General features: G+C 70.4%; 12 protein-coding genes. 9 read left to right on the forward strand and 3 right to left on the reverse strand.

Annotated features, from left to right (window positions below; translation table 11 throughout):
- Position 1: 1 nt before the first annotated feature.
- Genes ASC87_RS14840 through ASC87_RS14870 form a run of 7 tightly spaced genes read left to right on the forward strand, consistent with a single transcriptional unit; the run spans position 2 to position 6,615 of the window.
- On the forward strand, positions 2-331 hold the full coding sequence (locus ASC87_RS14840; RefSeq protein WP_056663200.1) for an L-rhamnose mutarotase: 330 nt from the start codon (positions 2-4) through the stop codon (positions 329-331).
- A complete protein-coding gene (locus ASC87_RS14845) occupies positions 321-1,862 on the forward strand; it encodes a UxaA family hydrolase (RefSeq protein ID WP_056663204.1) in 1,542 nt (513 codons plus the stop codon). The genes ASC87_RS14840 and ASC87_RS14845 overlap by 11 nt, the downstream gene beginning before the upstream one ends.
- 2 nt (positions 1,863-1,864) lie before the next feature.
- Positions 1,865-2,818 carry a sugar kinase gene (locus ASC87_RS14850; protein ID WP_369820767.1) on the forward strand — a complete coding sequence of 318 codons (954 nt, stop codon included), beginning with the start codon at positions 1,865-1,867 and terminating at the stop codon, positions 2,816-2,818.
- 44 nt (positions 2,819-2,862) lie between these two features.
- A complete protein-coding gene (locus ASC87_RS14855; RefSeq protein WP_056663354.1) occupies positions 2,863-3,615 on the forward strand; it encodes an SDR family oxidoreductase in 753 nt (250 codons plus the stop codon).
- Between the two features lie 45 nt (positions 3,616-3,660).
- Positions 3,661-4,518 carry an ureidoglycolate lyase gene (locus ASC87_RS14860; protein WP_056663211.1) on the forward strand — a complete coding sequence of 286 codons (858 nt, stop codon included), beginning with the start codon at positions 3,661-3,663 and terminating at the stop codon, positions 4,516-4,518.
- Positions 4,519-4,543: 25 nt separating this feature from the next.
- A complete protein-coding gene (locus ASC87_RS14865) occupies positions 4,544-5,824 on the forward strand; it encodes an L-fuconate dehydratase (protein WP_056663213.1) in 1,281 nt (426 codons plus the stop codon).
- 14 nt (positions 5,825-5,838) lie between these two features.
- Positions 5,839-6,615 carry an SDR family oxidoreductase gene (locus ASC87_RS14870; protein WP_056663215.1) on the forward strand — a complete coding sequence of 259 codons (777 nt, stop codon included), beginning with the start codon at positions 5,839-5,841 and terminating at the stop codon, positions 6,613-6,615.
- On the opposite strand, the gene ASC87_RS14875 is transcribed toward ASC87_RS14870, so the two are convergent.
- From ASC87_RS14875 to norR, 3 genes are all read right to left on the reverse strand, one after another.
- Positions 6,591-7,373 (reverse strand): HAD family hydrolase, encoded by a 783-nt coding sequence (locus ASC87_RS14875; protein ID WP_056663218.1) that lies wholly within the window; start codon positions 7,371-7,373, stop codon positions 6,591-6,593. The genes ASC87_RS14870 and ASC87_RS14875 overlap by 25 nt on opposite strands.
- A 97-nt stretch (positions 7,374-7,470) precedes the next feature.
- Positions 7,471-8,877, reverse strand: a complete 1,407-nt coding sequence (locus tag ASC87_RS14880; RefSeq protein WP_056663357.1) for a hypothetical protein — start codon at positions 8,875-8,877, stop codon at positions 7,471-7,473.
- Between the two features lie 120 nt (positions 8,878-8,997).
- The gene (gene norR, locus ASC87_RS14885) at positions 8,998-10,527 is read right to left on the reverse strand and encodes a nitric oxide reductase transcriptional regulator NorR (RefSeq protein ID WP_056663221.1); all 1,530 of its coding nucleotides are present in this window, start codon (positions 10,525-10,527) and stop codon (positions 8,998-9,000) included.
- A gap of 145 nt (positions 10,528-10,672) precedes the next feature.
- Here norR and hmpA point away from each other — a divergent pair, with 145 nt between their 5' ends.
- Together hmpA and ASC87_RS14895 are read left to right on the forward strand one after the other, a co-directional pair.
- The gene (hmpA, locus tag ASC87_RS14890; protein WP_056663226.1) at positions 10,673-11,869 is read left to right on the forward strand and encodes an NO-inducible flavohemoprotein; all 1,197 of its coding nucleotides are present in this window, start codon (positions 10,673-10,675) and stop codon (positions 11,867-11,869) included.
- 164 nt (positions 11,870-12,033) lie between these two features.
- Entirely contained in the window at positions 12,034-14,010 is a 1,977-nt protein-coding gene (locus tag ASC87_RS14895; RefSeq protein ID WP_056663229.1) for a TonB-dependent siderophore receptor, read from the forward strand.
- Positions 14,011-14,019: the final 9 nt, after the last annotated feature.

Here is a 14,019-nt window from a genome sequence, read left to right on the forward strand (position 1 = left end):
CATGGAACGAATGGGCATGGTGATCGGCATCGCGCCGGAACACATCGACGAATACCGCCGGCTTCACGCCGCCGTCTGGCCATCGGTGCTGAGCCGGTTGGCCGCATCCCACATCCGCAACTACAGCATCTTCCTGCGAGAGCCCGAGAACCTGCTGTTCGGCTGCTGGGAGTACCACGGCAACGACTACGCCGCCGACATGGCGGCCATCGCCGAGGATCCGGAAACCCGCCGGTGGTGGGCCCTCTGCGGACCCTGCCAGCGTCCACTCGACAGCCGCGGCGAGGGTGAACACTGGGCGCCGATGGAGCAGGTGTTCCATGCCGACTGACACCACCCCGACCCAGCAGCTGCTCGTGCTGCATGCGAGCGACAACGTGGGCGTGGCCCGCGTGGACATCACCCGCGGCACCACGCTGAACCCGCACCCGGAAACCGCCGTGGTCGCGAGGGGTGACATCGGCGCCGGCCACAAGATCGCGCTGCGCGACATCCCGCGTGGCGGTGCCGTGTTGAAGTACGGGCAGGTGATCGGCGTGGCGCGCGACGCGATCCCGGCCGGTGACCACGTGCACGTGCACAACGTCGGGATGGGCGAGTCGAACCTCGCGCATGGCGTGGGGCGGTCCTACCGGCCCACGGTGCCCATCGAACCGGCGGCCACGTTCGAAGGGTTCGTGCGCGGCGACGGGCGGGTCGGCACCCGCAACTACATCGGCGTGATCTCGTCGGTGAACTGCTCTGCCACGGTGTGCAAGGCCATCGCGCAGGCCTTCGCCGGACCGGGGCTGGCCGCGTACCCGAGTGTCGACGGTGTCGTGGCCATCACACACGGCAGCGGGTGTGGCATGAGCGGCGAGGGCGAGGGCATCGACGTGCTGCGGCGCACGCTGCGGGGTTACGCCACCCATCCCAACTTCGCGGCGGTGCTGGTGATCGGCCTGGGGTGCGAGGTGAACCAGGTCGACCTGATCACCGAGGGGCTGGCCACGGACCGTGGGTCGCGGCTGCGGTCGATGACGGTGCAGCAGGCCGGTGGCACGCGCGAAGCCATCGAACAAGGCACCGCCATCGTGCACCAGTTGGCCGCCGCTGCCGCAACGGCGCGGCGCAGCACGGTGCCCGTGTCGCGGCTGGTGGTCGGCCTGCAGTGCGGGGGATCCGATGGTTACTCGGGCATCAGCGCCAATCCGGCGTTGGGGGCGGCAGTGGACTTGCTGGTGCGCCACGGCGGCACGGCCATCCTGTCGGAAACGCCGGAGATCCACGGGGCCGAACACCTGCTGACGGCACGCGCCGCCAGCCCCGCGGTGGCGCACGCGCTGATGGCCCGGCTGCAATGGTGGGAGGCCTATACCACGCAGCACGGTGCAACGATGAACAACAACCCGTCACCGGGCAACAAGGCCGGCGGCATCACCACCATCCTCGAGAAGTCGCTCGGCGCGGTGGCCAAGGGCGGTGGCAGCGGCCTGATGGACGTGGTGGTGTACGCCCAACCGGTGAGCGGTCCCGGCCTCGTGTTCATGGACACCCCGGGGTACGACCCGGTGTCGGCCACGGGCCAGGTGGCCGGTGGTGCGAACCTGATCTGCTTCACCACGGGGCGGGGCTCCACCTACGGCTGCAAGCCCACGCCGTCGCTGAAGATCGCGACCAACACGGCCATGTACCGCCGCATGCGCATGGACATGGACTTCAATGCCGGCGACATCGTGGACGGTGTGCTGAGCGTGCAGGACGCCGGGGGGCGCCTGTTCGAGCTGATGCTGGCCACCGCGTCCGGTGCGTCGTCGCTGAGCGAAGTGCATGGCCTGGGCGACAACGAGTTCGTGCCCTGGCAACTCGGCGCGGTCATGTGATGGTGCCGTTCGACGTGGATGTGCTGACCCTGGGCGAGGCCATGGTGCTGTTCGCCGCCGAGGACGCGGGGCCGCTGGCCGGGGCCGCCCGTTTCAGGCGCTTCTGTGCCGGGGCCGAACTGAACGTGGCCATCGGGCTCGCCCGGCTCGGTTTGCGGGTGGGCTACCTGAGCCGCGTGGGCGACGACGCGTTCGGCACGTTCCTGCTCGACACGATGCGGCACGAGGGCGTCCACACCGGCCTCGTCGCGGTGGACGACACCCGACCCACCGGCTTCATGCTCAAGTCCCGTGCGACCGACGGCCGAGACCCGGAGATCGAGTACCACCGCCGGCATTCGGCGGCCAGTGCCATGGCGGGTGGCGACCTCGCCTCGCTCCGGCCGGTGCGCGCACGCCACCTGCACGTCACCGGCATCACCCCGGCGCTGTCGCCCGGTTGCCGCGAACTCGTGTTCGAGACGGTGCGCTGGGCGAGGGCTCGCGGGATGAGCGTGTCGTTCGATCCGAACCTGCGGCCGCGCCTGTGGCCTTCGGCCGAGGAGATGTGCCGCACCGTCAACACGTTGGCCGGCTTGAGCGACCTGGTGTTGCCGGGCATCGCGGAAGGGCGACGGTTGACGGGGCTCGACGATGCCGCAACCATTGCACGGCACTACCTGGACCTGGGCGCCGCGGACGTGGTCGTCAAGCTCGGTGCGGACGGGGCGTGGTGTGCAGGCCGGGACGGGCTGTCGACCCGGGTGCCCGGCGTGCCGGTGCCGAAGGTGGTGGACACCGTGGGCGCGGGGGATGGTTTCGCCGTGGGGGTGATCAGCGCCCGGCTGGAAGGACTGGACCTCGTGGCCGCCGCGATGCGGGGCAACCGCATCGGCGCGCGGGTCGTGCAGCACCCCGGCGACAGCGACGGCCTTCCGACACGAGAACAGCTCGACGCGTGGGGGCCCACGCCATGACGCGGGTGGATCAACAACCGTTGCAAAGGTCAACCATGAATGCCGTGAATCTCGAAGGGAAGACGATCCTGATCACCGCCGCGGGCCAGGGCATCGGCCGCGCCAGCGCCCTGGCCTGCGCGAGCGCCGGCGCCCGCGTCGTGGCCACCGACATCGACCCCGCGCTGCTGGAGCGGCTCGCCGCCGCCCACGGCAGCATCGAGACGCGTCTGCTCGACGTGCGCGACGATGCCGCCGTCGCGGCGCTGGCCGGCGACTTGCCGGCCCTGGATGGCTTGTTCAACTGCGCGGGCTTCGTGCACCAGGGCACCGTGCTGGAGTGCGATGACGCCGCCTGGGACTTCAGCTTCGACCTGAACGTGAAGGGCGCCTACCGGGTGATCCGCGCGGTCCTGCCCCGCATGTTGGAGCGCATGGCGAACCAGAAGAGCAGCGGGTCCATCCTCAACATGGCGTCGATGGCGTCGTCGGTGAAGGGGTTCCCGAACCGGTTCGCCTACGGCACCACCAAGGCGGCGGTGATCGGCATGACGAAGGCGATCGCCGCCGACTACGTGCGCGTCGGCCTGCGGTGCAATGCCTTGTGCCCGGGCACCGTGGACACACCGTCGCTGCGCCAGCGCATCGCCGGCGCGCCGGACCCCGTGCAGGCCGAGAAGGACTTCATCGCGCGCCAGCCCATGGGCCGCCTGGCCACGGTGGATGACATCGCGCCGCAAGTGGTGTTCCTGCTCAGCGACGCCTCCCGTTTTGTCACGGGCCAGGCCGTGCTGGTCGACGGTGGTGTGACGATCTGAGTTCCTGCGCGCCTTTCTCCAACCCTTCCTCTTTCGAAAGCTCCCATGAAACTGTTGCGTCACGGCCCGCGCGGCCAGGAAAAACCCGGCCTGCTGGACAACGACGGGCTCGTCCGTGATCTCTCCGGGGTCATCCCGGACATCGCTGGCGACGTGCTTACCCCCGAAGGCCTCGAGCGCCTGCGGCACATCGCCATCGGCAGCCTGCCGATCGTGCCCGGCACCCCGCAACAAGGGCTGCGCCTCGGCCCGTGCGTGGGCCGGGTGGGGAAGTTCATCTGCATCGGCCTGAACTACGCCGACCACGCCGCGGAATCCGGCATGCCGGTGCCGCCCGAGCCGGTGGTGTTCTCCAAGTGGACCAGCGCGATCGTGGGGCCGAACGACGCGGTGGAGATCCCGCGCGGCAGCCGGCGCACCGACTGGGAGGTCGAACTCGGCGTGGTCATCGGCCGGGGCGGCCGCTACATCGCCGAGGCCGACGCGCTGGGCCACGTGGCCGGCTACTGCGTCATCAACGACGTGTCGGAGCGCGAGGTGCAGCTCGAACGGGGCGGTGGCCAGTGGGACAAGGGCAAGGGCCATGACACCTTCGGCCCCATCGGGCCGTGGCTGGTGACGGCCGACGAAGTGCCCGATCCGCAGGCCCTGGACCTCTGGCTCGAGGTCGACGGCCGCCGCTTCCAGAACGGGAACACCCGCACGATGGTCTTCGGCGTGGCGAAGCTCGTGAGTCACCTGAGCCAGTTCATGAGCTTGCAGCCCGGCGACCTGATCTCGACCGGTACGCCACCCGGCGTGGGCCTCGGGCAGAAGCCCCCGGTCTACCTGGCCGCCGGCCAGACCATGCGCCTGGGCATCCAGGGCCTCGGCGAACAACAGCAACGGACGGTGCAGGCGTGATGCTTCGCGCCGGGATGACCACACCATGACCACCATCCGAGCCATGCGCGTCCTCGACGTGCGGTTTCCCACGTCCGTCCAGCGGGACGGGTCCGACGCGATGAACCCGGACCCCGACTATTCGGCCGCCTACGTGGTCCTCGAGACGGATCGGCCGGACCTGGAAGGTCATGGCCTGACCTTCACGATCGGCCGCGGCAACGAGATCTGCTGCGCCGCGATCCGTGCGCTGGAACCCCTCGTGGTCGGCCTCGACCTGGCGTGGGTCGCGGCCGACATGGGGCGCTTCTGGCGCCACATCACGTCCGACAGCCAGCTGCGGTGGATCGGCCCGGACAAGGGGGCGATCCACCTGGCCACCGGCGCGGTCGTCAACGCGGTGTGGGACCTGTGGGCCAAGGCCGAGGGCAAGCCCGTGTGGCAGCTGGTGGCCGACATGAGCCCGGAACAACTGGTGCGGCTGATCGACTTCCGGTACATCACCGACTGCATCACGCCGGACGAAGCGCTGGCGTTGCTGCGCGAACGCGAGGCCGGCAAGGCCGCCCGTCTGGCGGACCTCGTGGCCAACGGATACCCCTGCTACACCACGTCGGCTGGCTGGCTGGGTTACGGCGACGACAAGCTGCGGCGCCTGGCGCAGCAGGCCGTGGACGAAGGTTTCACGCACATCAAGCTGAAGGTGGGCCGCGACCTGGCGGACGACGTGCGCCGCGTGCGCATTGCCCGCGAGGTGCTCGGCCCCGACCGCCAGTTGATGATCGACGCCAACCAGGTGTGGGAGGTGGACGAGGCCATCGGCTGGCTGAAAGCGCTCGCGTTCGCGAAACCCTGGTTCATCGAGGAACCCACGAGCCCCGATGACATCGAGGGGCACCGGCGCATCCGCAACGAGATGAAGGGGCACATGCAGGTGGCCACTGGCGAAATGTGCCAGAACCGCATCATGTTCAAGCAACTCATCATGCGGGGTGCGATCGACGTCGTCCAGATCGATGCGTGCCGGTTGGGCGGGGTGAACGAGGTGCTCGCTGTGATGCTGATGGCGGCAAAACACGGGCTCAAGGTGTGCCCGCATGCCGGGGGCGTGGGCCTTTGCGAGTACGTGCAGCACCTCTCGATGATCGATTACCTTTGCATCGCCGGGTCGAAGGAGGGCCGGGTGATCGAGTACGTGGACCACCTGCACGAACACTTCATCGACCCGTGTGTCATCCGCGATGCGGCCTACATGCCGCCCACGCGCCCGGGCTATTCCATTGAAATGAAGCGGTCGTCGCTGGCTGCGCACACGCACCGCCACTGAAGGGAACACACGCGATGGACCTGCACCTGGACGACAAGGTCGTTGTCATCACCGGTGGCGGTGAAGGCATCGGCGGCGCCATCACCCTCCAGCTGGCGCGCGAGGGCGCCGTGCCGGTGATCCTGGGCCGAGATGAACTGCAGCCCGGCTTCGAACGTGAACTGCGCGCGCTGGCGCCCCGGTTCCGGTTTTTCCAGCTGGACCTCCGCGACGAAGCCGCCTGCACGGCTGCGGTGCAAGCCACCGTGGCCGAGCTGGGCGGCATCGACGCACTCGTCAACAATGCCGGCATCAACGACGGTGTCGGGCTCGCGGCAGGCACCCAGGCCTTCCGGCAGTCGCTCGAGGCCAACCTGGTCCATGCCTACCTGCTCGCGCACCTGTGCGCCGAGTCCATCAAGGCGCGCCGTGGCACCATCGTCAACGTGTCGTCGAAGACGGCGCTGACCGGCCAAGGCGACACCAGTGGCTACGTGGCGGCCAAGGGCGCGCTGCTGGGTTTGACACGCGAGTGGGCGGTGAGCCTGGCGCCCCATGGCGTGCGCGTGAACGCGGTCCTGCCCGCCGAAGTGATGACCCCGATGTACCGCCGCTGGCTCCAGTCCCGGCCCGATCCCGAGGCCGCGGCCCGCACCATCGCCGACCGCATTCCGCTGGGCCACCGCATGACCACCGATGCCGAGATCGCCGACCTGGTGGTCTTCCTGATCTCCGACCGGTCGTCGCACACCACGGGGCAGTGGCTGCACCCGGATGGCGGGTACGTTCACCTGGACCGGGCACTGGGCTGACCGCGCAGGCAGTCGTCCACCCATTCCGCAAACCCGAACCCGCCGGGTGCGCGGGTGATGTGTGCCGGCGGATGGGCAAGGTGCGGCAGGTGTGGCCGCACGTTGGCCACGCCCACGCTGCGCGGGTACGCCTCGAACATCTGGGCGTCGTTGAGCGAATCGCCCACGAACACCGCGTGGGCCGCACGGTCGGCATCGTTCCACCCGAACCGCTGGTGCAGCCAGCGCTGGGCGGCGAGCCGCTTGCTGAAGTCGCCGAGCCACAGGTTGATGTGGATGGAACTGGCCGTGGCCTGCACGCCCGCGGCGTGGGCGGCGTCCAGCGCGCGGCGCACGTCGGCGGCGGGAACGGGGTCGACCTCCTGTGCATGGTCGAGCGCGAGGTCGTAGCGGCGGTAGCCGTTGTCGCGTGCCAACCCGAGCCCCGGCACCTGGGCCATCACCCTCGCGGCCACGTCGGCAAGCTGAACCCGGTGGCGCGCGCGGGTGGTCTCATCCTGTGTGTCGTGGTACCGCAGGTGGCGGCCATCGCGTTCGATCACGAACGCACCGTTTTCGCCGATGACCGCGGCCACCGGCCAGGTGCGGGCCATCTGGTCGCACCAGCCGGCGCAGGCCCCGGTGATGGGGATCACCTCGATGCCGGCCTGCGCCAGGCGGTACATCGCCTGCAGCGCCTCGGCGGGCAGGCGGCCCTCCCAGGTCAGGGTGTCATCGACGTCGGTCAGCACGAGGCGGGGCGGGAGCGAGGCGGCCATGGCAGGTGGGCGGGTGAACAGAAGGTGCCCAGTGTGCCCGGGGTCCACATGGGGCGTCGAACCGGCACCGTTGTCGGGGCCGGTGTTTCCCTGGGCGTCAGGGGGCCCGGCGTGCACGCCGCCAGCCCGCCACCACCCCTCGCACCGACGCGGCGAAGCCCGACGCCGAGAGAACCAGGACCACCATGTCCCATGCGGGCCGGTGCTGCACGAGCCATGGAAACGCGAGGCGGTGGGCGCCGTCGAAGAGCCAGCGGTTCAGGCGCAACACCCGGTCGCTGCGGCCGAGCACCTGGCCGCTGGCCGGGTCGAGGTAAAGCCACGTGGACTCCGCGTCAGCGAACACGATGCGCCACACCGGCACCGGGTGGCTGGCGGGGTTGCCGAACCACTGGGCGTCGGGCTGCATCAGCAGGGAGGCCGAGGCCACCGCTGCGCCGGGCCGCTCTTGCACGGCCGCCCGGAGGATGTCGGCCTGCGCGACAAACACCGGCGTGCCGTCGAGGCCCGTGACCGCGACCGGGCCGGCGGCGTCGTGCCACTGCAGCAGCGGGCGGCCGGACAGCCACGACACGCGCACTTCGCGGGCACCGTCCGGTGGGCGGGGCAGGCGCGACGGCATGGGGCCGGCCTGCGCCACGGGTGTCGCGGCGCTGGCGAACCCGCGGTGGACCGCCATCGACCACCCGCCGCTGGCGGCCGAGGCGAGCAGCAGCAGGGTGCCGACCCCGCGCCACGCGGCGCCGCCCTGGCCATGCCTCCGCCGGCGCGCTCGCCACCAGCCGATCGCGGCGCCCGTGACGGCAGAGACGATGCTGGCGCCGGCGATCCACCGCACGGCGTCGTGCCACCACGGCGGATCGGCACGCGACGGCGTGAAGGGGAGCCGGTGCGGCACCGCGCCGAGCCAGTTCCAGAACCGTTCGTGCCGCGTGGTGTCACGCACCACTTCGCCGGTGAGGGCGGACACGTAGAGCTCGGTGCCGGCATCGTCGCCCACCGCGATGCGGTGCAGCGGGCGCCACGGGTCGAGGGCGTTCGGTTCGGTCCACTCGTCATGGGCGAGGGTCTCGACCCACCGCGCTTGCGGGTGTCCGGAGAACTGCCGGGCGATGCGTTCCGCGCGTGCGGCGCCGGTGGCTCCGGCATCGCGGCCGTCGCGCGCGGACACCGTGTGCCGCGCCCCGTCCGCATCAACGATGCGCCACACCGGTTCGCCGAGCAGCATGTCGAGGCTGAGCCGGCGCGGCGGGCCGGGCAGGCCGTCCATGGCGGCGCTGGCGGACACGCGGGCGTCCGCCAGCACGAGCGGCGCGAGTCCCGCGCGGCGCTCGGTGTCCGTCAGCGCGGGAAAGCCCACGTACGTCATCACGACGCCAGACAGGAACCACATCGCGAACAGCAGGCATCCGAGGACGCCCAGCCAGCGGTGGGTCCAGTACAGCGTTTGCAACGGTCGGGTGGCCGACGGGAGAACATCCCATCGGGGAAAGGTGGAAAACATGTGGCGCTCGGTGGGTGCCACCAGTGCCGGGGTCGGCTGCTGGTCGGCCTCATCGGGAAGCACGAGCTGGGCCAGGGCGCCTCGCCGGGGGCGCGATTCCAGTATCCCGTCGCGGGCGTGTCAGTTGTTGACGGAACCCGTCAGCCGCCGCACGAGGCGCGCGAGGTTGGCTCGGTCCATCCCGAGTTCGCGGGCGGCCGCTGCGCGGTTGCCCTGGTGGCGCAGCAGGCACGCCTCGATGTGATGCCGCTGGAAGGTGCCGGTGGCGTCGCGCAGCGTGCCCGGTGTCGACGGCACGGCGGGCGGGGCGGCCGGGGTGTCGACGGGGCGCGCCGCCGCGGCGATGTCGAAATCGGCCGCGGTCAGCGTGAGGATGCGCGGCCGCTGCGTGTGCTGGCCGAACGCGCGCAACGCACACCGCGCGATCGTGTGTTCGAGTTCGCGCACGTTGCCGGGCCACGGGTGGGCCAGCAGCGCGGCCTGCGCGTCGGGCGCGAGCCGCAGGCCGCCGAGGCCCAGGCGCGAGCGGTTTTCCTCGAGGAAGCTGCCGCTGATCAGCAGCACGTCGCGGCCGCGTTCGCGCAGCGGCGGCACGCGCAGCGGGTACACGCTGAGGCGGTGGTACAGGTCGGCCCGGAAGCGCCCGGCGCGCACTTCTTCGGCGAGGTCGCGGTTGGTGGCCGCGATCAGCCGCACGTCCACCTTCGGTTCGCGGTCGGACCCCACCCGCTGCAGCTGGCCGCCCTGCAACACCCTCAGCAGCTTGGCCTGCGCTGCCAGGGGCAGTTCACCCACCTCGTCGAGGAAGAGCGTGCCGCCGTCGGCGAGTTCGAACTTGCCGCGGCGGTCGGCCACCGCGCCGGTGAACGCACCGCGCACGTGCCCGAAAAGTTCGCTCTCGACGAGCGTGTCGGGCAGTGCTGCGCAGTTCAGGCTGATGAGCGGCCGCGTGGCGCGCGACGATGCGGCGTGGATGGCCTTGGCCACCAGTTCCTTGCCCACGCCGGTTTCGCCACCGATCAGCACCGTCAGTTCGCTCGACCCGAGCAGCGCGATCTCCTTCTGCAAGGTCTTGAACGCGGCGCTGTGGCCCAGCAACGGCCGCGGGCCAGCTGCCGCACGGAAACCTTCCGCGCGCAGCGCCAGCTGGTCGATGCGTTCGGCCACGCGCACGGTGGCCTCGGCGAGGCTCGCGAACGCCTGCAGCGTGGGCAGGTCGCCGGCTGAAAAGCGCGATGGGTCGAGTGCATCGAGGGTGAGCACGCCCCAAGGCCGTTCAGCCACCCGCAGCACACAACCCATGCAGTCGTGCACCTCCAGGTGCGGGCCCGCACCGTCCACCAGGCCGTCGTACGGGTCGGGCAGGCCGCAGTCCGGGGCAAAACGAATGGGCCCGCCGCCATCCAGCAGCGCGGCGAGGCGTGGGTGTTCTGCCGCCTGGAAGCGCCGGCCCAGCGTGTCGTCGCTGAGGCCGTCCACCGCGAGGGGCACCAGGACCTCGCCGTCGAGCTTCAGCAGCGCGGCAGCGTCGCTCGGCAACACGACCCGCAGCGTTTCCAGCAGGCGGCGGTAGCGTTCGCGCTCGGGCAGGTCGCGTGCGAGGTCGGCCACCAGGGGGACCAGCGCATCGAGCAGGGGGGTGGGAGTCATACGGACCTCATGCGAGTCAACATGACTCGCATCGAGTGTTGTCATTATGACTCTCAACGCGCCAAGTCCTTGATTTTCCAGGCCGCCGGCGATGGCATGCCGGTTGCACTCCTGGTGCATCACCCGCGACGAAAAAGGAAACCCGATGCTGACCTCTACCCAACGTGACATCGTCAAGGCCACCGTGCCGCTCCTCGAAACCGGAGGTGAGGCGCTGACGGCGCACTTCTACCGGATCCTGCTGGCCGAACACCCCGAGGTGCGGCCCCTGTTCAACCAGGCGCACCAGGCGAGCGGCGCGCAGTCGCGGGCGCTGGCCCATGGCGTGTTGATGTACGCGAAACACATCGACCGGCTGGAGGCCATCGGCGGGTTGGCCGCGCAGATCGTCAACAAGCACGTGTCGCTGCAGGTGCAGCCCGAGCACTATCCCCTGGTGGGCCAGTGCCTGCTGCGCTCGATCCGCGAGGTGCTGGGCGCCGAGGTCGCCACCGACGCGGTGATCGACGCCTGGGCCGCGGCCTACGGGCAGCTCGCCGGCATCCTGATCGGCGCCGAGCGCGCGGCCTACGACAGCAACGCCCAGGCGGCGGGTGGCTGGGCCGGCGCCCGCGCGTTCCGCATCACGCAAAAGGTGCGTGAAAGCGCGGAGATCGTGTCGTTCGTGCTGGCACCGGCCGATGGCGCGCCCGTCATGGCCTTCCAGCCGGGCCAGTACATCGGCCTGAAGCTCGTGATCGACGGTGACGAGGTGCGGCGCAACTACTCGCTGTCGGCCGCGCCGAACGGGCAGTCGTACCGCATCAGCGTCAAGCGCGAGGCGGGTGGCCGCGTGTCGCAGTTCCTGCACGACCGCCTGCAGCCCGGCGATACGATCGACCTGTTCCCGCCGGCCGGTGAGTTCGTGCTGCCCGCCGGGAGCAAGCCGCTGGTGCTGATCAGCGGTGGTGTGGGCATCACGCCGCTGCTGGCCATGCTCGAGGCGGTGTTGCCAAGCGGCCGACCGGTGCACTTCATCCACTGCGCGCGCGACGCCGCGGTGCACGCCTTCCGCGACACCATCGATGCGCTCGCGGTCCGGCATCCGCACCTGACACGCCGGTACTGCTATGCGGAATACACGGATGCCGAACACGCGGCACAGGCACCCCGACCCGATGCGGTGGGGCTGCTGAGCACCGCGCAGCTGGGGGCGTGGTTGCCCGCGTCGCGTGACGTGGAGGCGTGTTTCGTGGGCCCGAAGGGGTTCATGCAGGCGGTGCGGCGCCAGCTGCTCGACCTGGGGGTGCCGGCCGCGCAGACCCGTTGGGAGTTCTTCGGGCCGGCCTCCGCGCTCGCCTGATCGGCGTGGCAAGGGGCGCTATCCGCACTGCCTGCCAACTAAGTCGCAATGACCGGCTCCAGCCGGCCCGCCAGCACGCCGAAAATCAACAACGGTCCGCGAATCTGCGTACCCGCTGACCACTGCTCGACGCGGTGAAGTTGTGTTGCGTCTGGTATCCCTGCATGTTGTTTAGAGGTTTTGCGCGGCTCGCCCCGTGCCTGTCGCTGGCCCTGGCGGCCGTGAACGGCCACGCGGCCCCACCCGCCGAACCCGGCATCGACGAACTGGAGGCGTTGCTGGCCACGCCGGTCTACGCCGCCTCCAAGTTTGCGCAGAAGGTGGCCGAGGCCCCGGCCACCGTGACGGTGTTGACCGCGGGTGACATCCGGACGTTCGGCTGGCGCACGCTGGCCGAGGTGCTCAACGCGGTGCGCGGCGTGCACCTGCGCAACGACCAGGCCTACGACTACGTGGGCGTGCGCGGGCTGAGCCGCCCGGGCGACTACAGCTCGCGCGTGCTGCTGCTCGTCGACGGCGTCCGCACGAACGAGAACATGTACGACTCGGCGCTCGTGGGCCGCGAGTTTCCACTCGACGTGGGGTTGATCGAGCGTGTCGAGTTCATCTCCGGTCCGGGCTCGGCCCTGTACGGCTCGAACGCGGTGTTCGGCGTGGTCAACGTCGTCACGCGCAGCGCGGCCAACCTGCGGGGCAACCAGGTGACCGTCACCACCGCGGGCCGGGCCGGCCGCAAGGTGCAGGCCACGTCTGGCCGTGAGCTGGGTGCGGGATCCCTGCTGCTGGCCGCCAGTGCCGAACACCGGCCAGGCACCGACCGGTACTACCCCGAGTACGACACACCGGCGTCCCACGACGGGGTGGCCACCGGCGTCGATGCCGAAGACGACCGCAAAGTCTACGCACGGTATGTCCAGCAGGAGTGGACCGTGTCGGCGATGGCGTCGCAACGCACGAAGGAAATCCCCAACGCCGCGTACGACGCGGTGTTCAACGACCCCGGCGCCCGTTGGCGCGACTCGTTCCTGTCGACGGACCTGACGTGGCAGCGCGACGTCGACGTGCACAACCAGGCCACGGTGCACCTGGGCGTCGCCGGCTACGACTACACGGAAGTCGGGCGGTACGTGTCCGATGGCCTGCTGAACCGCTACCGCGACGAGGGCCGGTGGTTCGGGGGCGAGGCCCGGTGGGCCACGCGGGCCTTTGCCGGCCACCACCTCGTGTGGGGCGGCGAGTTCCAGCGCAACTTCCGGCAGCGCACGGTGGTCCAGCGCATCGAACCTTCGACGGTCCCGACGCTCGAGGTGAACACCGGCAGCAACCGGTACGGCCTGTTCGCCAACGACGAGATCGTGCTCACCCCGCAGGTCACGCTGGGCCTCGGGGCGCGGGTGGACAAGTCGTCGTCGCGTGATGCGCGGATGACGCCGCGTGCATCGCTGCTGTGGACGCCACGTTCCGACCTCGTGCTGAAGGCGCTCACCGGGTCGGCGTTCCGCGACCCGAACGTCTTCGAGACCCGCGACGGCATCGAGGGCAACATGTCGGATCCGTCCCTCACCCGTGAACGCCTGCGCACCCACGAACTGGCCGCCGACTGGCGCGTGGCCGACCAGGCCCGGCTGTCGGCGTCCGTGTACCACACGCGCATCCGCGGCCTCATCGAACAAGTGACGGACGAGGCCACGGGCCTGCTCGTCTACCGCAACACCGCCAATGCGGCGGCCGACGGTGCCGAGATCGAAGGCGATTTCGTGGGCGACAGTGGCTGGCGCGTGCGGACGAGTTGGGCGCGGCAGCGGGTGCGCCTGTCCGACGGGCGCCCGGCGTCGAACGCGCCCGCGTCCTTGTTCAAATGGCACGGCAGCGTGCCGCTGGGTGCGTCCGCCGCGCGCCTGGGGCTCGAGGTGCTCGGCATGGGGCCGCGCACCACGCTGGCGGGCCAGCGCCTGCCGGGCCGGACGATCGCGAACGCGACGGTGCAGTACGACCCGACGGGCCAGCCGTGGAGCCTCGTCTTCAGCGTCTACAACCTCGGCGATGTGCCGTCTCCCGAGCCGGGCGGCCCCGAACACCGTCCTGACGTGTTGCAGCGCGAGGGCCGTTCGGCGGCCCTCGGGTTCACCGTTCGCTTCTGACGGGCACCT

The sequence above is a fragment of the Rhizobacter sp. Root1221 genome (assembly GCF_001425785.1).
Lineage (GTDB): Bacteria > Pseudomonadota > Gammaproteobacteria > Burkholderiales > Burkholderiaceae_C > Rhizobacter.